The sequence below is a fragment of the Streptomyces sp. NPDC045022 genome (assembly GCF_056432605.1).
In genome coordinates this window covers 132,122-153,053 of sequence record NZ_JBWKIR010000007.1, presented here as the reverse complement: position 1 = coordinate 153,053, position 20,932 = coordinate 132,122, and the positions used below count along the sequence as shown (strand labels likewise).

The following is a 20,932-nucleotide window of genomic DNA, read 5'->3' as shown; positions in this document are numbered from 1 at the left end:
TGGGCCCCTCACATCCGGAAGACGCCGAAGCCGCCGCGCGCGCCCTCGTAGGGCGCGGTGTGCAGGGCGGACAGGCACAGGCCGAGGACGGTGCGGGTGTCGCGCGGGTCGATGACACCGTCGTCGTACAGCCGCCCGGACAGGAACATCGGCAGCGACTCCGACTCGATCTGCTGCTCCACCATGGCGCGCAGGGCCGCGTCCGCGTCGTCGTCGTACGGCTGCCCCTTCGCCGCCGCCGACTGCCGGGCGACGATGGACAGCACGCCCGCGAGCTGCTGCGGGCCCATGACGGCGGACTTGGCGCTGGGCCAGGCGAACAGGAAACGGGGGTCGTAGGCGCGGCCGCACATGCCGTAGTGCCCGGCGCCGTAGGAGGCGCCCATGAGGACCGACAGGTGCGGCACCCGGCTGTTGGCGACCGCGTTGATCATCATGGCGCCGTGTTTGATGATCCCGCCCTGCTCGTACTCCTTGCCGACCATGTAGCCGGTGGTGTTGTGCAGGAAGAGCAGCGGGATGTCCCGCTGGTTGGCGAGCTGGATGAACTGGGCGGCCTTCTGGGACTCCGCGCTGAACAGGACCCCTTGGGCGTTGGCCAGGATGCCGACGGGGTAACCGTGCAGGCTCGCCCAGCCGGTGGCGAGGCTCGTGCCGTACAGCGGCTTGAACTCGTCGAAGCGGGAGCCGTCGACGATCCGGGCGATGACCTCGCGCGGGTCGAAGGGGGTCCTCAGGTCGCCGGGGACGATGCCGAGGAGTTCGTCCGGGTCGTACTTGGGCGGTGCCGCCGGGCCGGGGTCCGGATACGCCTTGCGGTGGTTGAGGCGCGCGACCACGCGGCGCGCCCGGCGCAGGGCGTCCCGCTCGTCCACGGCGAAGTAGTCGGCGAGGCCCGACACGCGCGCGTGCATCTCCGCGCCGCCCAGGGACTCGTCGTCGCTCTCCTCGCCGGTGGCCATCTTCACCAGCGGGGGGCCGCCGAGGAACACCTTCGCGCGTTCCTTGACCATGATCACGTGGTCGGACATGCCGGGGATGTACGCGCCGCCGGCGGTGGAGTTGCCGAAGACCACGGCGACGGTCGGGACGCCGGCGGCGGAGAGCCGGGTGAGGTCGCGGAAGATGGCGCCGCCCGGGATGAAGATCTCCTTCTGGGAGGGCAGGTCGGCGCCGCCGGACTCCACCAGGCTGATGCAGGGCAGCCGGTTGGCGAGGGCGATGTCGTTGGCGCGCAGGGCCTTCTTCAGGCTCCACGGGTTGCTGGCGCCGCCGCGCACGGTCGGGTCGTTGGCGGTGATCAGGCACTCCACGCCCTCGACCACGCCGATACCGGTGACCAGGGAGGCGCCCACCGTGTAGTCGCTGCCCCAGGCGGCGAGCGGGGACAGCTCCAGGAATGGCGTGTCCGGGTCGAGGAGCAGTTCGATGCGCTCGCGGGCGAGCAGCTTGCCCCGTTTCCGGTGCCGCCCGATGTACTTCTCGCCGCCGCCCGCCAGCGCCTTGGCGTGCTCGGCCGCCAGCTCGGTGAGCTTGGCGAGCATGGTCTCGCGGTTGGCCCGGTAGTCGGGGTGGCAGGTGTCCAGGGCCGTCTCGAGAACGGTCACAGCAGAGCCTCCGGGATGTCCAGGTGGCGGGAGCGCAGCCATTCGCCGAGGGCCTTGGCCTGCGGGTCGAAGCGGTGCTGGGCGGCGACGCCCGCGCCGAGGATCCCCTCCACGACGAAGTTGAGGGCGCGCAGGTTCGGGAGAACGTGCCGGGTGACGGGCAGCTCCCGGCTCTCGGGGATCAGCTCCCGGAACCGGTCGGCGGTCAGCTCGTGGGCGAGCCACCGCCAGGCCTCCTCCGACCGCGCCCACACCCCCACGTTGGCGTTCCCGCCCTTGTCCCCGCTGCGGGCCCCGGCGACCAGCCCGAGGGGGGCGCGCCGGGTCGGCCCCGGCGGAAGGGGGTCGGGCAGCGGCGGCTGCGGTACGTCGTCCAGGGCGCGCGTCTCCTGGGGCGGCGGCACGGGGATACGGCGTCCGTCGTGGAGGACCGCCATATGGTCGACGGCACCATGGGGCACGTACACATCCTCGAAGACCCCATAGGGGGAGCCCTTGCCGGGTGGGGACAGCACATGGAAGCCCGGGTAGCCGGCCAGCGCCAGCTCCACGGCGGCCCCGGTCAGCGCCCGGCCCACGACCCGCTGGTCCGGATCCCGTACGACGAGCCGCAGCAGGGCGCTCGCGGTCTCCTCGGTCTCGGCGTCGGCCCGGTCGGTGCGGACGAGGTCCCAACGCACGTCCTTCGGCATCGACTTGGCGAGCGCGTCGGACAGCTGCTCGCGGACCAGGTCCGCCTTGGCCTCGATGTCGAGTCCGGTGAGGACGAAGACGACCTCGTTGCGGAAGCCGCCGAGCCGGTTGAGACCGACCTTGAGCGTCGGCGGCGGGGCCTCTCCGCGCACACCCTCGATCCGCACCCGGTCCGGTCCGTCCTGGCTCAGCCGTACGGTGTCCAGCCGGGCGGTGACATCGGGCCCGGCGTACCGGCCGCCGCCGGTCTCGTACAGCAGCTGGGCGGTGACCGTGCCGGTGTCGACGAAGCCGCCGGTGCCGGGGTGCTTGGTGACGACGCTGCTGCCGTCGGCGTGGATCTCGGCGACCGGGAAGCCGGGACGGCGTACGTCCCCCTCGCGGAAGAAGGAGTAGTTCCCGCCGGTCGCCTGGGTCCCGCACTCCAGCACATGCCCGGCGACCACGGCACCGGCGAGCCGGTCGTACTCACCCGGCTGCCAGCCGAAGTGGGCGGCGGCCGGCCCGGTGACCAGGGCCGCGTCGGTGACCCGGCCGGTGACCACCACGTCCGCGCCGGCCCGCAGGCACTCGGCGACACCGAAGCCGCCGAGGTAGGCGTGGGCGGCGAGGGTGCCGGGGTGCCGGGCGGTGAGGTCGTCGCCCTCGACGTGCGCGACCCGGACGGGGATGCCGAGCCGCTCGGCCAACTCCCGTGTCGCGGAGGCGAGTCCCGCCGGATTCAGACCGCCCGCGTTGGTGACGATCCGCACTCCGCGCTCGTGCGCGAGGCCGAGGCAGTCCTCCAGCTGGCGCAGGAAGGTGCGCGCGTATCCGGCGCGGGGGTCCTTCAGCCGGTCCCGGGCGAGGATCAGCATGGTGAGTTCGGCGAGGTAGTCGCCGGTGAGGACGTCCACCTCGCCGCCGGTGACCATCTCGCGCAGGGCGTCGAAGCGGTCGCCGTAGAAGCCGGAGAAGTTGCCGATCCGCAACGGGTTCACCGGGCGCCCTCCTTCGGCGGACGGCCGGTGCCGGGCGGGCCCGCGAAGGCCTGGGCGATGTCCAGCCAGCGGTCGGCGTCCGGGCCTACGGCCGTGAGACCGAGGTCGCCACGGTGGGCGCGCTGGGTGACCAGGAGGCAGAAGTCGAGGGCGGGGCCGGTGACGCGCTGGGGGGCGTCGGGCGGGCCGTAGTCCCACACCTCGCCGGAGGGGGCCGTCAGTTCCACGCGGAACTCGTCGCCGGGAGGGGTCAGTCCATGGATGGTGTGAGCGAAGTCGCGGGTCCGCACCCCGAGCCGGGCCACATGCCGGAGCCGGTCGGTGGGTGGGCGCACCACACCCAGGGCATCGGCGACGTCCAGTGCGTGGGCCCAGGTCTCCATGAGCCGGGCGGTGGCCATGGAGGCGGCGGACATGGGTGGGCCGTACCAGGGGAAACGGGCTCCGGGCGGTGCGGCGCGCAGGGCCTGATCGAGGGCGGCACGTCCCGCGCGCCACGTCGACAGCAGCTCGGTGGGCGGAAGTCGGGCACCCTCCTCCGCCCCTTCGTCCACGAACGAGTCGGGGCGGGTGAGCGCCTTCTCCACCAGCGCCTGGAAGGCGCCGGTGTCGGTGACGGCCAGCAATGCCGAGCGGTCGGTCCAGGCGAGGTGCGCGATCTGGTGGGCGACGGTCCAGCCGGGCGCGGGAGTGGGCAGGGCCCATTGCCCGGGGCTCAACTCGGCCACGAGCAGGTCGAGTTCCTCACTCTCGGCACACAGGTCGTCGATGACGGGCGTCGGGTCGGCCATGGGGGGAGCATGGCAGCGGCGTCGGAAACAATCAAGCGCGCTTGCATTAATTTCCGGTCTGCCGAAGGTGTGGCTGGTAGCCAGGTGGCGGCCGGGCCGGAAAAGGGACGGCATCCCAGGCACTCGGCGCCGTACCCTCGGCCGGTGCTCGATGCGGATGGTTACTTCGGAGAAGCGGTCGCGGCGCGGTACGACGAGTCGTCCGGGGAGATGTTCGGCCCGGAGGTCGTGGCACCCGTCGTCGAGTTCCTGAGGGAGCTGGCGGGTGAGGGCGGTCGGGCCCTGGAGCTCGGCGTCGGTACCGGGCGCATCGCGCTGCCGTTGGCGGGGCGCGGGGTCGAGGTGCACGGCATCGATCTGTCCCGGGCGATGGTGGAGCGGCTGCGGGCCAAGCCGGGCGGGGACGCGGTCGGGGTGACGGTCGGGGACTTCGCGACCACGAGGGTGGACGGTGTCTTCTCCGTCGCCTACCTGGTCTACAACACGATCATGAACCTGACCTCGCAGGACGCCCAGGTGGACTGCTTCCGCAACGTCGCGGAGCAGCTGGCGCCCGGCGGCTGCTTCGTCGTCGAGGTCGGGGTGCCCGACCTGCGCCGGCTGCCGCCCGGGCAGGACACGGTGCCGTTCCGCGTGGACGGCGGGCGGCTGGGCTTCGACCGGTACGACGTGGCGACGCAGTCGGTCACCTCGCACCACGTGGAGGTCGTGGACGGCCGCGGTACGTACCTGGCGGTCCCGTTCCGGTACGTGTGGCCGGCGGAGCTGGATCTGATGGCCCGGCTCGCGGGGCTACGGCTGCGGGAGCGGTGGGCGGGCTGGACCCGGGAACCCTTCACGAGCGAGAGCCGGCAACACGTGTCGGTGTGGGAGAAGCCGGGCGGCTGAGCCCGCGAAGGCGGACGGTCAGGCCTCGGGAGCCTGGGCCGGGACCTTGCCCCGCCCGACCTGCGTCCGTACCGCGCCGATGCTCGCCGCGATGACCAGGGCGATCGCGGCGGCCTCCGGTGCGGACAGGGTCTGGCCGAGGATCAGGAAGCCGGCCGTCGCCGCGAGGGCCGGTTCCAGGCTCATCAGGATGGCGAAGGTGGAGGCGGGCAGCCGGCGCAGGGCCAGGAGTTCCAGGGTGTAGGGCAGGACCGAGGAGAGCAGGGCCACCGCCGAGCCGAGGGCGATGGTGGTGGGGTCGAGGAGGCGCGTGCCGGCCGAGGCCACGCCGATGGGCAGGAACAGCAGGGCGGCCACCGCCATGGCCAGCGCCAGGCCGTCCGCCTGTGGGAAGCGTCGGCCCGTACGGGCGCTGAAGACGATGTACGCCGCCCACATGGCGCCGGCCCCCAGGGCAAAGGCGACACCGGCGGGGTCGAGGCCGCTGAAGCCTCCGCCGCCGAGCAGGAAGACGCCCACGAGCGCGAGGCCGGCCCAGAGCGCGTTGATCAAGCGGCGGGAGGCCAGGACGGACAGGGCCAGCGGGCCGAGGACCTCGAGGGTGACCGCGGGGCCCAGCGGGATACGGGCCACCGCCTCGTAGAAGAGGCCGTTCATCGCGCCCATGGCGATGCCGAACACGATCACCGTGCCCCAGTCGGTGCGGGAGTGCCCGCGCAGCCGGGGGCGGCACACCAGCAGGAGGACCAGGGCCGCGGCGAGAAGCCGCAGGGTCACGACCCCGGGCGCGCCGGCCCGGGGCATGAGCGTCACCGCGAGGGCGCCGCCGAACTGCACCGAGACACCGCCGGCCAGCACCAGCCCGACGGGGCCGAGCGAGCCGAGGCGGCGCGGGGCACCACTCGTGGGTGCGGGTGCGGACTGCGTCGACGGTGCGGTGGCGCTACGGGTGCTCACGGGGCGGTCCTGGGGGCTGGCTCGGAATCAGGTCGTGTTCATCTCGATGTACTTCCGAGTCCAGGGTAGTAGACCCAGTCAGGAGTGTGAACCCCTTATGTAACTGTCCTGGATACTGAGACGCGTGGTGTTCGGATGCCGGGCGGTGGCGCTCCGACGCCGGCCATGGCTCCTCGTCCCGACAGTGCGCTCAGCGACGGGCCATGTAGACGTCGAGTGCCTTGTGCAGCAGCCGGTTGAGCGGGAAGTCCCACTCCCCGACGTACTCCACGGCCTCCCCGCCCGCGCCCACCTTGAAGCGGAGCAGGCCGAGCAGATGGTTGGCCTCCTCCAGGGTGTCGGTGATGCCACGGAAGTCGTAGACATGGGCACCGAGTTCGTGGGCGTCGCACATCATGCGCCACTGCATCGCGTTGTTGGGCTGCACCTCGCGCTTGCGACTGGTGGAGGCGCCGTAGGAGTACCAGACGTGCCCGCCGACGATCAGCATCGTGGCCGCGGCGAGCACATCTCCGTCATGGTGGGCGAGGTACAGCCGCATCCGGTCGGGGTGTTCGGCGGTGAGCGCGGTCCACATCCGCTGGAAGTACGGCAGCGGACGCGGGACGAACCGGTCCCGCTCGGCGGTCTCGGTGTAGAGGCCGTAGAAGACCGGCAGATCCTCCTGACCTCCCCGGACGATCTTCACGCCCGCCTTCTCGGCCTTCTTGACGTTGCGCCGCCACTGCTGGTTGAGCCCGCGCCGGATGTCCTCCAGCGACCGCCCGGCGAACGGCACCTGGCACACATACCGAGGCTGCCCCGTGGCGAAGCCGTCCTCCGCACAGGGCTCGCTCTGCCGCCAGCCCATCCGGTGCAGCCGGTCGGCGAGATCGAGGGCGCCCTGCTCGTACGACGTCGGCGGCACGTCCCGCAGCCGGTGCGCGTCAGGGTCGGCGATCGCGGCCTTGACCGCCTCGGGGCTCCACCTCCGCGCCACCACGGGCGGTCCCATCTTCACCGAGAAGGCACCCCGGCTCTTCAGGTAGGCCAGCATCGGCTCGAGCCAGCGTTCCAGACCGGGCGCGTCCCAGTCGATGACCGGCCCCTCGGGCAGATAGGCCAGATACCGCTTCAGCCTGGGCAACGGCCGCAGCAGCACCAGCCCCACCCCGACGAGCCGCCCGTCCGCCTCGAACCACCCCAGGCTCTCCGCCTGCCAGTCCGGCTTCACATCACCCCACGACGGCACCTGCAGATGGCTGGCCGAGGGACGGCCGTCCACGAAGGCGAGATGCTCGGAACGGCTGATCGGCCGCAGGGTGAGGCTCATGCGCGGGGCTCCTTGACGCTCGCAGGTCCTTTGGAGATCACAGATCACCTTGAAGATCGCTATTCATCTCACCCTACGAATCACCCCCGCCCGTCCTTCGGTCCCCACGCCGCCAGTACCTCCGTGTCGGTCGCCCGCGCGTGCAGGAAGTAGTCGGCCCACTCGGCGATGTCCGGGTAGGCGCACTCCCGGACCAGCCGGGCCACCGCCGCCGCTCGGTCGTACGACGTCACCCGCAGGTCGGCGCCGGGTCCGAGGAGGCACCAGTGGGCGCCCGGGCGGCCGTAGGGCATGCCGACGCTGCCGGGGTTGACCACCAGGCGGCCGTGGGCCAGCCGGACATACGGCATATGGGTGTGTCCGCAGACGACCGTGCCGACGCCTGGGGCCAGGCCGGTGAGGACCTCGGCCCAGCGGTCGGGGCGGGAGTCGACCAGCACCAGTTCCTCGTCGTCGCGCGGGGTGGCGTGGCAGAACAGGACCGTGCCGAGGCCGCGCACGCGCAGCGTGAGCGTCCTGGGCAGCGCGGCGAGGAAGTCCACCTGCTCCTCGGTGAGCGCCCGTGCCGCGAAGGGGCCGATGGGGTCGGGGATCTCCGTCCGCTCGCCCCGCCGGTACTCCACCAGCTCCCGGTCCGCGTTCCCGCCGACCCACAGCACCCGCTCGCCCTGGGCCCGTAACAGCCGAAGCACCTCGGCCGGTTGCGGGCCCGCCGTGATGTCCCCGGTGAGGACGATCCGGTCGGCCGCGATCACCTCGGGCTCCGCCAGCACGGCCTCCAGCGCGGGCAGCACACCGTGGATGTCGGACAGGACGGCCAATCGGCCGTACTCCTCGGTCTCCCCGACCCCCGTCTCCTCGGTCTCCCCGACCCCCGTCTCCTCGGTCACTTCGCTCTCCCCGTTCGCCGTGCTTCCTCGTCCAGCCCCTGCGCCAGCACCTCCGCCAGATGGCGTCCCCGTGCCCCCGCCAGCTGTTCCAGCTGGGTCCGGCAGGAGAAACCGTCCGCGAGGACCACCGTCCCCTCCGGCGCTTCCCGAACCGACGGCAGGAGGTGTTCCTCCGCGCAGGCCCGTGACACCTCGAAGTGGCCCCGCTCGAAGCCGAAGTTGCCCGCGAGCCCGCAGCAGCCTCCGCTCAGGTCGCCGGTGAGGCCCGCGGACTCGCGCAGTCGCCGGTCGGCGGCGTCACCGAGCACCGCGTGCTGGTGGCAGTGGGTCTGGCCGGCCACCGGGCGGTCCACGGCGGGCGGGATCCAGTCGGGGGCGTACCGCTCCAGGACTTCGGCGAAGGTGAGGACCGCCGAGGACAGCCGGGCCGCACGGGGGTCGTCGTGCAGCAGCTCGGGCAGGTCGGTGCGCAGGGCCGCGGCACAGCTCGGCTCCAGGACGACGACCGGGACGCCGGCCCCCAGCACCGGTTCCATCAGGTCCAGCGTGCGGCGCAGTACCGCGCGGGCGCGGTCGAGCTGGCCGGTGGAGACGTAGGTCAGGCCGCAGCAGACCCGGCCTCGGCGGGCGGCGAGCAGCGCGGTCGCCGCCCTCGACCTGCCGTCCCCGATCGCTCCCCCGCGCGGGACCAGCGTCGGCGGAAGGGCCACTCGCAGCCCGGCGGCCTCCAGCACCCGGACGGCGGCCCGGCCGACGGACGGGGACAGATGCTCGGTGAAGGTGTCCGGCCACAGGACGACCAGGTCACCGGGGCCCTCCTGGACGGGGCCCCCGGGCGCCCGGACCGGCTTCCGCCCGCGCCACCAGTCGGTGAACGTCTGTGTCGCCAGTCGGGGGAGCTGCCGCTCCGGTGCGATTCCGCCCAGGCGTTTCGCCGCGTGCGCCAGTGGCCGTACCGAGGCGAGGGCGTTGAGCAGCGGGGCCGCGTGCGCGCGGGCGACCCAGCGCAGCCACTCCGGCAGCCGGCCCATGCTGTGATGGGCGGCGGGACGGCGGCGGCCGGCGTAGTGGTGGTGCAGGAACTCCGCCTTGTAGGTGGCCATGTCCACGCCGACCGGGCAGTCCGAGCGGCAGCCCTTGCAGGACAGGCAGAGGTCGAGGGCGTCCCGGACCTCCGGGGACCGCCAGCCGTCGGTGACCACGTCGCCCGCGAGCATCTCGTGCAGCAGCCGGGCCCGGCCGCGCGTGGAGTGCTCCTCCTCGCCGGTCACCCGGAAGGAGGGGCACATCACCTCGGGGCCGGACACCGTGGTCGTACGGCACTTGGCGACGCCGACGCAGCGGCGGACGGCCGCGCGGAAGTCGCCGCCGTCGGCCGGGTAGCCGAAGGCCACGTCGACCGGGCGGCGGGGCAGGACGGAGAAGCGGAGGTCGGCGTCGAGGGGTGCCGGGCGGACCAGCATGCCGGGGTTGAGCAGATCGTCGGGGTCCCAGATCGCCTTGGCACGCTCGAAGAGGGCCACCGTCTCCGCGCCGTACATCCGGGGCAGCAGCTCCGCGCGGGCCTGCCCGTCGCCGTGCTCTCCGGACAGTGAGCCACCGTGCTCCACCACCAGGTCGGCAAGGTCCTCGGAGAAGCGGCGGAAGCGGCCGATCCCGGCCTCGGTGAGCAGGTCGAAGTCGATGCGGACGTGGATGCACCCGTCGCCGAAGTGGCCGTACGGAGCGCCGCGCAGCCCGTGAGCCGACAACAGCGCGCGGAAGTCGCGCAGGTAGGCGCCGAGCCGGGCGGGTGGTACCGCGCAGTCCTCCCAGCCGGGCCAGGCCTCCGTGCCGTCGGGCATGCGGGTCGCCGTGCCGCTCGCGTCCTCCCGGATGCGCCACAGCGCCCGCTGGGCGGCCGCGTCCGTCACCACGAGGGAGTCGACCACGTCGGCCGCGCGCACGATCCGCTCCGCTCGCGCGCGTGCCTGCGCCCCCGACTCCCCGCCGGTCTCCACGAACAGCCAGGCACCGCCCCCCGGCAGCCCGGCCGGCGCGCGCACCAGGTCGGCCGCCATGCCCTCCACGGTCAGCGGCCCGTGCGCCAGCAGTCCCGCGGCTGCCTCGGCCGCCGCGCTCTCGTCGGCGTACGCCAGCACCGCGAGGGCACGCACGCGCGGAGCCTCCACCAGCCCTACGACCGCCTCGGTCAGGATGCCGAGGGTGCCCTCCGAGCCGCAGAAGGAGCGGGCGACATCCGCGCCCTGCTCGGGCAGCAGGGCGTCCAGCGCGTACCCGGAGATGCGGCGGGGCAGGTCCGGAAACCCCGTGCGCAGGCGGGCCAGCTCACCCTCCACCAACGCGCGCAACCCGTCCGGCGCCCCGGCCCAGCCCTGCCCGAGCCGCAGCCGCCGGCCGCGCGCGGTGATGACGGACAACTCGCGCACGCTGTCCGCGGTCGTCCCCCAGGCGACCGAGTGGGAGCCGCACGAGTTGTTGCCGATCATTCCGCCGAGCGTGCACCGGCCGTGCGTCGACGGATCGGGGCCGAACCGCAGTCCGTGCGGAGCGGCGGCCTCCTGGAGCCGGTCCAGGACGAGGCCGGGCTGCACGACGGCCGTGCGCGAGCCCGGGTCCAGCTCCAGCAGGCCGTTCAGGTGCCGGGTGAAGTCCAGCACCACGCCCGTGCCGGTGGCCTGCCCGGCGATCGACGTACCCCCGCCGCGCGCCACCACCGGCACCCCGCGCGCCCGGCACACCTCGAGCACGGCCGCCACGTCGTCGGCGTCCCGGGGGGCCACCACTCCCAGGGGGACACGCCGGTAGTTGGACGCGTCCATGGTCACGAGCGCCCGGGAGGTGACATCGAACCGGACCTCACCCCGAACGGCCCCGCGCAGTTCGCCCGCCAGATCTGTCATGCGTCCAGGATGCATCCGATCACGCACAGTCACCGCAACTTTTCCACAGCCCCGCCCGTATCGTCGTACAACCTCACAAGTCCACGGCTCGGCGATCTCGTCTCATCCGACGGACACGGGTCCACCCCGGTTTGCCCCACCGGCTAACCTCCCTTTGTGGCCGACATCCAGATCCCCGCTGACATCAAGCCCGCCGACGGACGCTTCGGCGCGGGCCCCTCCAAGGTGCGCACCGAGGCGCTGGACGCCCTCGCCGCCACCGGTACGTCCCTCCTGGGTACCTCCCACCGCCAGGCACCCGTGAAGAACCTGGTCGGCAAGGTCCGCGAGGGCATCTCCGAGCTGTTCTCCCTGCCCGAGGGCTACGAGGTGATCCTGGGCAACGGCGGTTCCACCGCCTTCTGGGACATCGCCACCCACGGTCTGATCGAGAACAAGTCCCAGCACCTCACCTTCGGTGAGTTCTCCTCCAAGTTCGCCAAGGCCGCCAAGCTCGCCCCCTGGCTGGCCGAGCCGACCGTCATCTCCGCCGACCCCGGCACCCACCCGGAGGCACAGGCCGAGGCGGGTGTCGACGTCTACGCCTTCACCCACAACGAGACCTCCACCGGTGTCGCCATGCCGATCCGGCGCGTGGCCGGCGCCGACGAGGGCGCGCTCGTCCTGGTGGACGCCACCTCCGGCGCGGGCGGCCTGCCGGTCGACGTCGCCGAGACCGACGTCTACTACTTCGCCCCGCAGAAGTCCTTCGCCTCCGACGGCGGCCTGTGGATCGGCGTCTTCTCGCCGGCCGCGATCGAGCGCGCCGAGCGCGTCCACGCCTCCGGCCGCCACGTCCCGGAGTTCTTCTCGCTGCCGACGGCCATCGACAACTCCCGCAAGAACCAGACGTACAACACCCCGGCCCTCGCCACCCTCTTCCTGCTGAACGAGCAGCTGGAGTGGCTCAACGGCCAGGGCGGCCTGGCGTTCTCCACGGCCCGCACCAAGGACTCCTCGACGCGCCTGTACAGCTGGGCGGAGGAGTCGAAGTACGCGACCCCGTTCGTCTCGGACCCGGCCAAGCGCTCGCAGGTCATCGGCACGATCGACTTCTCCGACGAGATCGACGCGGCCGCCGTCGCCAAGGTGCTGCGCGCCAACGGCATCGTGGACACCGAGCCGTACCGCAAGCTCGGCCGCAACCAGCTGCGTGTCGCGATGTTCCCGGCGATCGACCCGGCGGACGTCGAGGCGCTGACGCGGTGCGTCGACTATGTGATCGAGAAGCTCTGACTTCTCGGGTACGACGACGAAGGGCTCCCGGTGTCCGTCACCGGGCGCCCTTCGCGTGCAGTCCGACGGCTCACTCTCCGGCGAACAGTTCCTCGGCGTTCTCCACGGTCAGGCAGCGGTCGAACCAGGTCCCCAGCAGCTCCAGGTCGACGCAGGCCATGACCCGCTCCCGGACGGAGTCGGAGACCTCGATGCCCCGCACTTCCAGAGCCCGCAGGATGTCCTCGGCCTTGCCCTCGGCCTTGCCCTTCGCCTCACCGTCGGAGTGGACCTTGATCCACGCCTCCTCCATCACGCTGCCGAAGCCGGGGAAGTTCGGGGTGTACACGGCCATCAGTTTCCTCCAGTGATCGCGGGCCGGACCTTCGTCCAGACCGGCCTCCATGAATTCCGCCCAGTCCGCGTTGGGCCCCACCACCGGTGCCACCGCGTCCAGTATGGCAAGCAGGCCCGGATCCTTGGCGTTGACGAGCACGGAAAATGTGGTGAGCGGCAGGTCCTTCGCCGCCTCCTCCGGGTCGGTGATCGGAGGCACCCTGTTCGGCCCCAGGACCAATGGGAAGACCTTCATGCTCGTGTGGAAACGGCGCCCGATACAGATGGGTTCCTCCGCCCACGCCGCCGTCTTCTTGTCCCGGCACACCACCACCAGAATCGGCGGCAACCGGTACTTGGCGTACATGTGCGCCAAGTAGTACGACCAGCTGTTGTGCTTGTCCGGGTCCGGCTTGGTCTGTGACTCGACAGCGAGAAGAAACGAACCCTCGTCGTCGGCCGTACGGACCCGGAAGAAGCTGTCCACCCGACGTTCCAACGGCCTGATCTCGGTGAGATCGGTGTCGAGCGGCTCGATCGAGCTGTACTCGGGGAAGTTGACCCCCGCCTCCGGCACGAGGCGGGCTAAGAGATCCGGCGCCTGTCGGAAGATGCGGTGCACTGCGTCATGCTGTGAACTGGGCATATGACGAAATGTAGTTAGGTGAGCGCACGCCGCATGACCGTACGGCGATAAGGTCAACCGATTGAGTGAATGTGCCACTGGAATATGCCAACCGACCCAACGGAAAGGGCGCCCGGCGGAGTACGTACCGTCGGGCGCCCTTCGTCGTTGCGTGCGATGTCTACGCGAACTGCTGGAGGAAGGCCTGCCAGCTCTCCCGGGAGACGGTGAGGAGAGGGCCGTCGTGCTGCTTGCTGTCACGGACGGCCCGGCCGCCGGGGGCCGTGTCGGCGACCTCGACGCAGGCGTTCTCCTGCCCCGAGTACGACGACTTCCAGAAGGGGCTGACGACCTCGGTCACGATGACTCTTCCTTCAAGCTCCGCAGTATGCCCCGGATGAGCTTCGCACTCGCGTCCGGTGCCAACGCCGCCGATCGTAGTAGGTCGTACGCATTGGCGTAAGCGGCAAGGTCCTCGGACCCTTCGAGGACAGACGTGCCGCGCAGATTGTCCATGGCGACCGCTTCGACCGTCGGCTCCTCGTCAAAGCTGAAGGAGTAGAAGGCAGAGGAGTAACCGGCCAGAACGCCCGCGCTGAACGGCAGGACCTGCACAGTGACGTTCTTCCGCTGACCGGTCTCAAGGATCGCGGACAACTGCTCCCGGTGGATCTCCATGCTCACCAGCGGGTGCGCGACGACCGCCTCCCAGAGGATGGCCGTGTACGACGCTCCGCCCTCTTCGATCTTCGCCTGCCGGCCCACGCGCACCTTCACCAGTTGGGCGACCCGTTCGGGGTCGATGCAGTGGGGACCGCCGGCGATAACCGCCTCCGCATAACGCGGCGTTTGCAGGAGCCCGGGCACCATGACCGGCTGCCACTCACGGATGTACGTCGCGTCGTCCTCCAGCGCGATGTGGTCGACGTAGTCCGGCCGAAGGTGCTCGGCATGTTCGAGCCACCAGCCTCGGTTCTTGGAGTGCTTGGCCAAGTCCTCCAGTTTGAGCCGCACTTCCGGGTCGCTTACCCCGTACGCGTCCAGCAGTAGCCGCACCTCGATCACGCGCGGTGTGGCGTGTCCGCTCTCAATGCGGCTGATCCTGGCCTGGCTTGTCGCGATCACCTCGGCGGCCTGCGGCTGGTCGAGCTTGGCGGCCTGCCGGTACTGCCTGAGCGCCGTGCCAAGACGCCTGCTGCGTACGGTCGGCCGTCCACCTGCGGGCATGGGACCTCCCCTCTTCTGCGGAAACCATGGCACACGGGTGTCCCGCTAGGTGCGGCATAACACGATCGAGTGAAACCGCTGCATGTATTCGTCGGTTTCCATTGCAGCGACGGTGCATGTATTCCTAGGTTCAGCTACATGCCCACAACCGAAACCTTCCGTATCCCCACACACCGGCGGCACGTTCCGGCCGCTCGGCACTCTCTCCGCAAGACACTCGCCGACTGGGGCGTCATCGGCGAACTCGGCGACCGCGTCGTCCTGTCGGCGAACGAACTCGTCACCAACGCCGTGAGCCACTGCCGGGTTTCCTCCGCCCGCGTCCGCGTCACGCTCCTCCTCTGCGGCCCGCAGCTCGTCCTGGAGGTCTCCGACCCGGACCGGGACAGGCTGCCCCTGCCCCGCGACCCCGGCCCGGACGAGGAGGGCGGGCGCGGACTCACGCTGGTGGCGGCGCTGGCCGACGCGTGGGGGCACCGGCAGGGGCCGTACACCAAGACCGTGTGGGCCCGCTTCACGCTCACACCTGCGGAGGCGACCCGTGTTCCGGACCGTTCGTAACGCCCTCGCCCGCCTCTTTCCCGGCGCCGCGCCGAGCGACGGGGACCTCGCGGGGGAGGTGCGCGCCCCTGACCCCTACGTGTGGCGGCTGCCGAACCCCCACGACGCCCGCTGGCGCCGCTGGGCCAGACGCTCCCGCGCGGCCGGCCACCGGCTCCCGTTCCCCCGCGCCGAGGAGTGCTGGCAGGCTCCGCCCACGGCACCGGCACCCCTGTGGGAGACCTCCGACGACGTGGTACGGCCGTACGTCCTCAGACCTTGATGCTCCGGCGGACGCGGGCGATCACCTGCTGGGCGTCGGCGCCGAAGACGGCCGACTCGGCGAAGGTGTCCCAGACGCGGCGGTAGAGAGCGATCGTTTCTGCGTCATCCAGCCAGAGTTCGGCGTGCCAGTCCTCGACCACGACCAGGCGCTCATCGAGCATGGAAAAGGGGTTGCCCGGCGGGAGGCGAAGTTCCGCGTCCAGGGGCAGGATGCCGAGACGCACCGTGTCCATGCCCACCACGCCCAGCAGGCGGTCCAGTTGAGCTATCAGCACCTCCGCCGGACAGACCTGGGCCCGTAGTGCCCCTTCCCACATGAGCAGGTTCAGCTGTTTGCCGGGCCGGTACAGCCACTCCTGCCGCTTCATGCGAGCCCTCACGGCCTCGTCCATGTCTCGTGGGGAGCAACGGAGATCCGTGTAGCACTCGAAGACGTACCGGGCATACTCAGCGGTCTGGAGCATGCCGCTGACCAAGTTGTTCTCCCACATGTGAAGAACCCGGGACTCGGCAACGAGCGCGTTCCAGGTCTCCTGCACGGGACGGTGACCAGCCGCCAACTGGCGACGCCAGGAGCGGATATGGCTTTCGAAGCCCCTGAGCCGAGCACGGAGTTCCGCGAACGCGGCCGGCTGACCCACGGCATCGGTCCATGCCCGCAGGTCGTCGTCCGTGGGGGTCTGCCTGCCGTTCTCCAGCTTGCTGACCTTGGACTGGGGCCAGCCCAAGCGCTGGGCGAGCTGGATACCGGTGAGCCGGCCGTCCAGACTTTCGACACGCAGTTCCCTGAGCTTGCGACCCAGTTCCTCGCGTGCTCTCTGATAGTCCGTGCTCACCGGTATCCGCTCTTGCCCCTATGCGTCGTCGCGCATCTCACCCATGAACTGTTCCCACGCTACGGCGTGGTGCCAAGCAGCATCCCGCACCATGCAGCAGCGCACCACCTCGGCGGGTTCCGTGATCAGGTCCACGTGCGTGAGCTGATCGTCGTCATCGAAGCGCAGGAGCGCGATAAGTCGACTGTCGAACAGCCAGAAGTCCTCAGCAGGCAAACGGAGTCGGTCCGCGTCGGCGCGCCACATATTGCGGATGTCCTCACCGAGGCCGACGTTCCATCTGGCGCTGTCGAGGAGGTATCGCTGACCGGTGGTGGCGGGCTGGTCCACGATGCGTACCCGCTCGATCCGCCTGCCCTGCGCTGTGTGCGCGCGAATCGTCTCGGCCCACCAGCTGTAGAGCGAGCCAGAGTCCGCGTCCTCGCCAATCGTTCCGTTCTTGATGAACCGAACCCACCGGTCGCCCGATTCGTCACTCGCGTACCGGCGGCGCGTCTCCAGCCGCCACGCGGTGTGCTCGAACTTCTCGAACAGGGTGTGGAACTCGTCCAGGTCGATCGTCCGCACCTGCCGTGTCCGCTCCTTCGGCGTCCAGTCCACCAGAAGATCCCGCGGCACCACCACGGCAACCTCCCCCTCCGAAAGGTGCTGAAGCTGTGCGACGTCCTCCGGGTCGGTGAGCGGAGGACCGTGCACGATCACCTCCCCGCTATCCACATCCTCATGCACTGACGGGCATCCCGTAACACCGCTCTCCGTCCCGTTGAACCGCAATCTGCGTGCCACGCACAACCACCCCCCGGGTGTCGACGATGTTCATGCACAGCTTCTCGGTTCCTCTGAGTGAAAGTCCATGCATCCAGAGTGACCGCACGAGAATAAGCGAGAATATTCACCGCCTTGCTCCCCTCCCGCTCCCTACGGTCATCTCCGAAGCCACACCCATTCGGGGAGACACGGTGACACCCAAGGCGAACGCACAGCAGAAACCCCCGGCGCAGCTGCCCATCGGCTTCGGCGCCTGGCTGCTGGACTGCGTGCCCGCCGCCGACTGTGACGTGTGCGCAGCGAACTGGCGGCAGCTCGTCGCCTGCAAGCAGGCCGGCGACATCACGCGGGCCGCGCGTCACGCCACCGAGATCCGGGACCACCCGTCGGGCGTCCACGACCACCCCTCTCCCCCCATGGACTCCCGCCCGCCCAGGGCGGCGGCGGTCGGACACGGCCGCGACAGCGGAGCAGGAAGGTGCACCGATGGTGAACGGAAGTGACCTGTACGCGCTCGACCTCAACGGCGCCTCGTTCGTGAAGGCGTGCGGGGGAAGCACTCATCCGGACGGCGAGGCGTGCGTGACCCTGGCCCGTATCGGCGAGGACGCCTGGGCCGTCGGTGACAGCAAGCGGCCCGACGCGCAGCCGCTGCGCTTCACCTCGGCCGAGCTGGAAGCCGCCGGCCTCGACCCGGCACGGTTCGGCCTGCCGGTCTGAGCCACCAGCCGGTCCCGGCATGGCACAGCCGCGTCAGGACCGGCTGCCCTCCTCCTACACACCGAGTGGGACACCCCGTGCACCACCACGCCTACCTCTGGACCGGCCCCAAGGCCCGCTTCGACCAGGAGGCCCTGCGGCGGCCTCCCCACCCCGAGCCGCCCCCGCCCGGCAGCAGCCCTGAGCTGATCCAGCGGTACCGCACGGCCGCCGTGGAGTTCCCGGCCTGCGACCTGCCCCCGCTGGAGACCGCGTACTGGCTGGTCAAGCCGCGCTCGCTGGTGCGGGGGACCTGGGCGGAACCGTCGGCGGCGGTGGCCTGGCTCGGTGACCGGCTGGCCGAGTACGCGCCCCGGTTCACCTCCCCCGCGCAGCGCGACGGCGATCGTCTGGCCACCCTCGTCACCTCCGCCCGGGAGCGGCTGGCGACCGGCGGCGACGTGTCGCTCGGCTTCTACCTCGAACGCCCCGCGTATCTGTCCCTGGCCCTGGTGACCTGCGCCCCCAGTCGCGCGAACCCCGACCTGGCCTGCCCACTGCACGCATGAGGGCGCCCGGGGTGCCGTACCGGGCGCCCTCTCCTCACGTCGCCGTGCAGGTCAGCGCGGGCGCCGTGCCGCCGCCCGGCGCTCCGCCGAATCCGAAGCTCGCCGAACCTCCGGCGGCGACGCTGCCGTTGTGGGCCGCGTTCACAGCGGTCACGGTCGATCCGCTCTGGCGGTAACTCGCGTTCCACATCGACGTGATCTTCTGGTCGCCGCTCCACGTCCAGGTCACCTTCCAGGACGCGAGGGGGACAGTGCCGGTGTTCGTGACCTTCACATCGGCGTTGAAGCCGCCGCCCCAGTCGCTGCTGACGGTGTAGGAGGCGCTGCACGCGGCCGTGCTGCCCCCGCCACCGCCGCCGGTGCCTCCGCCGTCACCCCCGCTGCTCGGGAACAGTGGTGCCTTCACGCTCGCCAGGTAGCCGTCCTTGACCGTGTCGACGGTCGTCCAGTCGTCCTTGAGGATGCCGCCCGTGTCACCGGAGTTGGGGTTCAGGGACCAGTACGTCCAGTGGAAGGAGTCGGCGCCGTACGTCGATGTCGGCCGCAGGTAGTCCACCAGCGCGGCGAGCCATTTCTGGTCGACGGCCGACTGGAGCGTCGTGCCGAACTCGCCCACCCACACCGGGGCGATGTTCTGCTTGAAGAGGTAGCCCCAGTACTTGTCCCAGATCCCCGGCATGTTGTCCGGGAAGGACGGATCGCTGAACCAGCTCTGCTGGGCGACGCTCGTGGCGTAGTCGTGGGCGGAGTAGACGACCCGGTCGGGCACGCTCAGCTGCACGGGGTAGTGGGCGACGCCCATCAGGTTCCCGCCCCACCAGCCGGACACGCCGTTGAACGTCTGCACGCCCTCGACGAAGACGAGCAGGTCCGGGTTGGCCGACAGGACCGCGTTCCCGGCGCGCTGGGCAGCCAGGCGCCAGTCGGTGGCCGGGTCACCGCAGCCCCAGCAGGCCGGGTCGTGCGGCTCGTTGTGCAGGTCGATGCCGACGACCGTGTCGTGACCCCGGTAACGGGTGGCGAGCGCCTTGAGGTTGGTGAGCCAGGTCGACTCGGGCACGGACGCGGTGTACCAGAGGGCCGACTGGCCACCGGAGTCGGGACGGTGCCGGTCCAGGATGACCTTCAGCCCGTCCTGGCCGGCGTAGGCGACGATCCTGTCCAGCACCTGGAGGGAGGTGAGCCCCTGGAGGTCGGCGTTCTTGCCGGCGGAGAAGTCGATGCCACTGGGGGTGGCGCCCGGCTTGAGGATGTCATCGCTGTACGGCAGCCGGAGGGTGTTGTAACCCAGCGACTTCACCTGGTCGATCATGCTCTTGTAGTCGCGGGACCACAGGCCGTGGACCACCTGGTTGCTGGTCTCGAAGCCGAACCAGTTGATGCCGGCGATGCGCACCGGCTGCCCGGCCGCGTCCAGGATCTGCCGGCCGCTGGTGTGCCAGGCCCCGGCCACGGGGGCGGCGGCAGCGGCCGGGCGCGCACCGGCCGTGTCGGCCGCCTGCGCCGCGTACGCACCGGCCAGGGACAGGAGGAGCGCCGCGGCGGCGGCACACCACGCTCTTCGTAAGGTGCGCAACATGTGTCTGGTTCCTCTCGCCAGGCGCGGCACCCGACTGTGATGGGAGCGCTCCCATATGCCGCGCACTCCCCAGCGAACTCGGACACCATGAGCACGTCAAGCCTCGCGGCACGCCTTGGTACGACCGCCCACCGGGTCCCTCAACCCCGGCGCCGCAGCCGCCGCAACCCGAAGAGGGCGGCCGCGCCGGCGGCGAGCACGACGGCGCCGACCTTGAGCCCCGTGCCGCCCACCTTGTCGCCGATCGAGCCGGAACCCCCCTGCCCCGAAGGCGAGTCGGCGGCCGGCCTGTCCGGTGCGGCCTCCGCCTGTACGGCACTGCCCGCGCCCTCGCTGCCGTACATCAGCTTCGCCCCGTCGGCGGAGTACGACAGCGACTCGCCCTGGCCCTGCAACGGCACGTCCAGGCTGCCCTTGCGCTGGATCCGGCCGCCGTTCCAGTCGTAGTAGATCCCGCCGAAATAGCCGCGCACGGCGAGCTGCTGTCCGTCCGGGGAGAACGCGGCGTCGGTGGCCCAGAGATCCACCGCGGCGATCGGCTTGAAGATGTTGGCGCCGGAGGTGGAGAGGGTGGCCGGGCCCTCGTACAGGTGGCCGCCCTCCTCCTTCTTGTCGACGATGTAGACGCGCCCGGTCTTCGGGTGGACGACCAGCGACTCGGCGTCCCGCGGACCGTTCTGGTACTTCACGACGTACTGCGTGGCCGTGACCGTCGCGTCCTTCAGCACCTTCGGCTCGGGCAACCGGTAGATCCACACGTACGGCCACCTGCCGTCGAAGTTGTCGCCGATGTCACCGACGTAGATCTCGTTGTGCGGCCCGATCGAGATGGCCTCGACATCGCGCGGGGCCCCGATGCCACGCAGGGTCAGCCGGGCGACGGTCTTCCCGGTCCGGCTGTCCACGGCGTAGAGGTACGGCCCGTCGTCACTGTCGTTGTGCGTCCAGTAGACACCGGGATGGAGGTGGGAGGCAGCGAGTCCGCTGGACTCGGTTATCCGGGGGTCCTTGATGACGAACCCCTGGTCGCCGTCACCGTCACCGTCGGCGGCGGAGGCGGGCAGCGCACAGGCACCGGCGAGCAGCACCCCGGCGAGAACGGCGAAAGATCGACGCATGGACCAAGCCTGCCATCACCGCCGGTGGTTCGCGGGACGTGGTGGGCCTCACACCCCGTGGATGCCGGTGATCGT

General features: G+C 70.9%; 21 protein-coding genes. 7 read left to right on the top strand and 14 right to left on the bottom strand.

The annotated features are described in order from the left end of the window. Window positions 1-8: 8 nt before the first annotated feature. From AC07C1_RS15410 to AC07C1_RS15400, 3 genes are read right to left on the bottom strand one after another with little or no spacing between them, the layout of a single operon-like run. Window positions 9-1,607, bottom strand: coding sequence for an acyl-CoA carboxylase subunit beta (locus AC07C1_RS15410; RefSeq protein ID WP_478939174.1), 1,599 nt, complete (start codon window positions 1,605-1,607; stop codon window positions 9-11). Further along, window positions 1,604-3,280 (bottom strand): acyclic terpene utilization AtuA family protein, encoded by a 1,677-nt coding sequence (locus AC07C1_RS15405; RefSeq protein ID WP_478939173.1) that lies wholly within the window; start codon window positions 3,278-3,280, stop codon window positions 1,604-1,606. The genes AC07C1_RS15410 and AC07C1_RS15405 overlap by 4 nt, the downstream gene beginning before the upstream one ends. Further along, window positions 3,277-4,071: a TIGR03084 family metal-binding protein gene (locus tag AC07C1_RS15400; protein ID WP_478939172.1), complete on the bottom strand. Its 795-nt coding sequence runs from the start codon at window positions 4,069-4,071 to the stop codon at window positions 3,277-3,279. Before AC07C1_RS15400 ends, AC07C1_RS15405 begins: the two co-directional genes overlap by 4 nt. 144 nt (window positions 4,072-4,215) lie before the next feature. Here AC07C1_RS15400 and AC07C1_RS15395 point away from each other — a divergent pair, with 144 nt between their 5' ends. After that, window positions 4,216-4,959 (top strand): class I SAM-dependent DNA methyltransferase, encoded by a 744-nt coding sequence (locus AC07C1_RS15395; RefSeq protein WP_478939171.1) that lies wholly within the window; start codon window positions 4,216-4,218, stop codon window positions 4,957-4,959. Window positions 4,960-4,977: 18 nt separating this feature from the next. Here AC07C1_RS15395 and AC07C1_RS15390 read toward each other — a convergent pair whose 3' ends face one another. From AC07C1_RS15390 to AC07C1_RS15375, 4 genes are all read right to left on the bottom strand, one after another. Next, window positions 4,978-5,916, bottom strand: a complete 939-nt coding sequence (locus AC07C1_RS15390; protein WP_478939170.1) for an EamA family transporter — start codon at window positions 5,914-5,916, stop codon at window positions 4,978-4,980. 190 nt (window positions 5,917-6,106) lie between these two features. Beyond that, entirely contained in the window at window positions 6,107-7,228 is a 1,122-nt protein-coding gene (locus AC07C1_RS15385) for a lipid II:glycine glycyltransferase FemX (RefSeq protein ID WP_478939169.1), read from the bottom strand. Window positions 7,229-7,308: 80 nt separating this feature from the next. After that, window positions 7,309-8,049: a metallophosphoesterase family protein gene (locus AC07C1_RS15380; RefSeq protein ID WP_478939447.1), complete on the bottom strand. Its 741-nt coding sequence runs from the start codon at window positions 8,047-8,049 to the stop codon at window positions 7,309-7,311. 65 nt (window positions 8,050-8,114) lie between these two features. Continuing rightward, window positions 8,115-11,021: an FAD-binding and (Fe-S)-binding domain-containing protein gene (locus AC07C1_RS15375; RefSeq protein ID WP_478939168.1), complete on the bottom strand. Its 2,907-nt coding sequence runs from the start codon at window positions 11,019-11,021 to the stop codon at window positions 8,115-8,117. A 156-nt stretch (window positions 11,022-11,177) separates the two neighbouring features. Between AC07C1_RS15375 and serC the strand changes: the two genes are divergently transcribed. Beyond that, a complete protein-coding gene (gene serC, locus AC07C1_RS15370) occupies window positions 11,178-12,296 on the top strand; it encodes a phosphoserine transaminase (protein ID WP_478939167.1) in 1,119 nt (372 codons plus the stop codon). Window positions 12,297-12,366: 70 nt separating this feature from the next. Here serC and AC07C1_RS15365 read toward each other — a convergent pair whose 3' ends face one another. The 3 genes from AC07C1_RS15365 to AC07C1_RS15355 all read right to left on the bottom strand — a co-directional run bounded on the left by AC07C1_RS15365 (window position 12,367) and on the right by AC07C1_RS15355 (window position 14,463). Next, window positions 12,367-13,233: an RpnC/YadD family protein gene (locus AC07C1_RS15365; protein ID WP_478939166.1), complete on the bottom strand. Its 867-nt coding sequence runs from the start codon at window positions 13,231-13,233 to the stop codon at window positions 12,367-12,369. 184 nt (window positions 13,234-13,417) lie between these two features. Further along, window positions 13,418-13,597: a DUF397 domain-containing protein gene (locus AC07C1_RS15360; RefSeq protein ID WP_478939165.1), complete on the bottom strand. Its 180-nt coding sequence runs from the start codon at window positions 13,595-13,597 to the stop codon at window positions 13,418-13,420. After that, complete coding sequence (locus AC07C1_RS15355; protein WP_478939164.1) at window positions 13,594-14,463, bottom strand: helix-turn-helix domain-containing protein; 870 nt, start codon at window positions 14,461-14,463, stop codon at window positions 13,594-13,596. The genes AC07C1_RS15360 and AC07C1_RS15355 overlap by 4 nt, the downstream gene beginning before the upstream one ends. 138 nt (window positions 14,464-14,601) lie before the next feature. Here AC07C1_RS15355 and AC07C1_RS15350 point away from each other — a divergent pair, with 138 nt between their 5' ends. Both AC07C1_RS15350 and AC07C1_RS15345 read left to right on the top strand, forming a co-directional pair. Further along, the gene (locus tag AC07C1_RS15350; protein WP_478939163.1) at window positions 14,602-15,024 is read left to right on the top strand and encodes an ATP-binding protein; all 423 of its coding nucleotides are present in this window, start codon (window positions 14,602-14,604) and stop codon (window positions 15,022-15,024) included. Further along, window positions 15,005-15,286 (top strand): hypothetical protein, encoded by a 282-nt coding sequence (locus AC07C1_RS15345; RefSeq protein ID WP_478939162.1) that lies wholly within the window; start codon window positions 15,005-15,007, stop codon window positions 15,284-15,286. The genes AC07C1_RS15350 and AC07C1_RS15345 overlap by 20 nt, the downstream gene beginning before the upstream one ends. Here the strand turns inward: AC07C1_RS15345 and AC07C1_RS15340 are convergent. Together AC07C1_RS15340 and AC07C1_RS15335 are read right to left on the bottom strand one after the other, a co-directional pair. Continuing rightward, window positions 15,276-16,124 (bottom strand): helix-turn-helix domain-containing protein, encoded by an 849-nt coding sequence (locus tag AC07C1_RS15340; protein WP_478939161.1) that lies wholly within the window; start codon window positions 16,122-16,124, stop codon window positions 15,276-15,278. The two genes, AC07C1_RS15345 and AC07C1_RS15340, sit on opposite strands and share 11 nt — an antisense overlap. An 18-nt stretch (window positions 16,125-16,142) precedes the next feature. Further along, window positions 16,143-16,910, bottom strand: a complete 768-nt coding sequence (locus tag AC07C1_RS15335; RefSeq protein WP_478939160.1) for a DUF6879 family protein — start codon at window positions 16,908-16,910, stop codon at window positions 16,143-16,145. Window positions 16,911-17,083: 173 nt separating this feature from the next. Between AC07C1_RS15335 and AC07C1_RS15330 the strand changes: the two genes are divergently transcribed. The 3 genes from AC07C1_RS15330 to AC07C1_RS15320 all read left to right on the top strand — a co-directional run bounded on the left by AC07C1_RS15330 (window position 17,084) and on the right by AC07C1_RS15320 (window position 18,160). Then, window positions 17,084-17,395: a hypothetical protein gene (locus AC07C1_RS15330; protein ID WP_478939159.1), complete on the top strand. Its 312-nt coding sequence runs from the start codon at window positions 17,084-17,086 to the stop codon at window positions 17,393-17,395. Then, complete coding sequence (locus AC07C1_RS15325; RefSeq protein WP_478939158.1) at window positions 17,379-17,612, top strand: DUF397 domain-containing protein; 234 nt, start codon at window positions 17,379-17,381, stop codon at window positions 17,610-17,612. Before AC07C1_RS15330 ends, AC07C1_RS15325 begins: the two co-directional genes overlap by 17 nt. 77 nt (window positions 17,613-17,689) lie before the next feature. Continuing rightward, the gene (locus AC07C1_RS15320) at window positions 17,690-18,160 is read left to right on the top strand and encodes a hypothetical protein (RefSeq protein ID WP_478939445.1); all 471 of its coding nucleotides are present in this window, start codon (window positions 17,690-17,692) and stop codon (window positions 18,158-18,160) included. 34 nt (window positions 18,161-18,194) lie between these two features. Here AC07C1_RS15320 and AC07C1_RS15315 read toward each other — a convergent pair whose 3' ends face one another. Further along, the gene (locus AC07C1_RS15315; protein WP_478939157.1) at window positions 18,195-19,739 is read right to left on the bottom strand and encodes a cellulase family glycosylhydrolase; all 1,545 of its coding nucleotides are present in this window, start codon (window positions 19,737-19,739) and stop codon (window positions 18,195-18,197) included. Between the two features lie 140 nt (window positions 19,740-19,879). Beyond that, window positions 19,880-20,857 (bottom strand): TolB-like translocation protein, encoded by a 978-nt coding sequence (locus tag AC07C1_RS15310; protein WP_478939156.1) that lies wholly within the window; start codon window positions 20,855-20,857, stop codon window positions 19,880-19,882. Between the last annotated feature and the right edge of the window lie 75 nt (window positions 20,858-20,932).

Excerpts from the sequence above, each read along its gene's own strand:
- AC07C1_RS15400 (WP_478939172.1), bottom strand. The coding sequence starts at position 4,071 with ATGGCCGACCCGACGCCCGTCATCGACGACCTGTGTGCCGAGAGTGAG.
- AC07C1_RS15385 (WP_478939169.1), bottom strand. The coding sequence starts at position 7,228 with ATGAGCCTCACCCTGCGGCCGATCAGCCGTTCCGAGCATCTCGCCTTC.
- AC07C1_RS15375 (WP_478939168.1), bottom strand. The coding sequence starts at position 11,021 with ATGACAGATCTGGCGGGCGAACTGCGCGGGGCCGTTCGGGGTGAGGTC.
- AC07C1_RS15355 (WP_478939164.1), bottom strand. The coding sequence starts at position 14,463 with ATGCCCGCAGGTGGACGGCCGACCGTACGCAGCAGGCGTCTTGGCACG.
- AC07C1_RS15350 (WP_478939163.1), top strand. The coding sequence starts at position 14,602 with ATGCCCACAACCGAAACCTTCCGTATCCCCACACACCGGCGGCACGTT.
- AC07C1_RS15325 (WP_478939158.1), top strand. The coding sequence starts at position 17,379 with ATGGTGAACGGAAGTGACCTGTACGCGCTCGACCTCAACGGCGCCTCG.
- AC07C1_RS15315 (WP_478939157.1), bottom strand. The coding sequence starts at position 19,739 with ATGTTGCGCACCTTACGAAGAGCGTGGTGTGCCGCCGCCGCGGCGCTC.
- AC07C1_RS15310 (WP_478939156.1), bottom strand. The coding sequence starts at position 20,857 with ATGCGTCGATCTTTCGCCGTTCTCGCCGGGGTGCTGCTCGCCGGTGCC.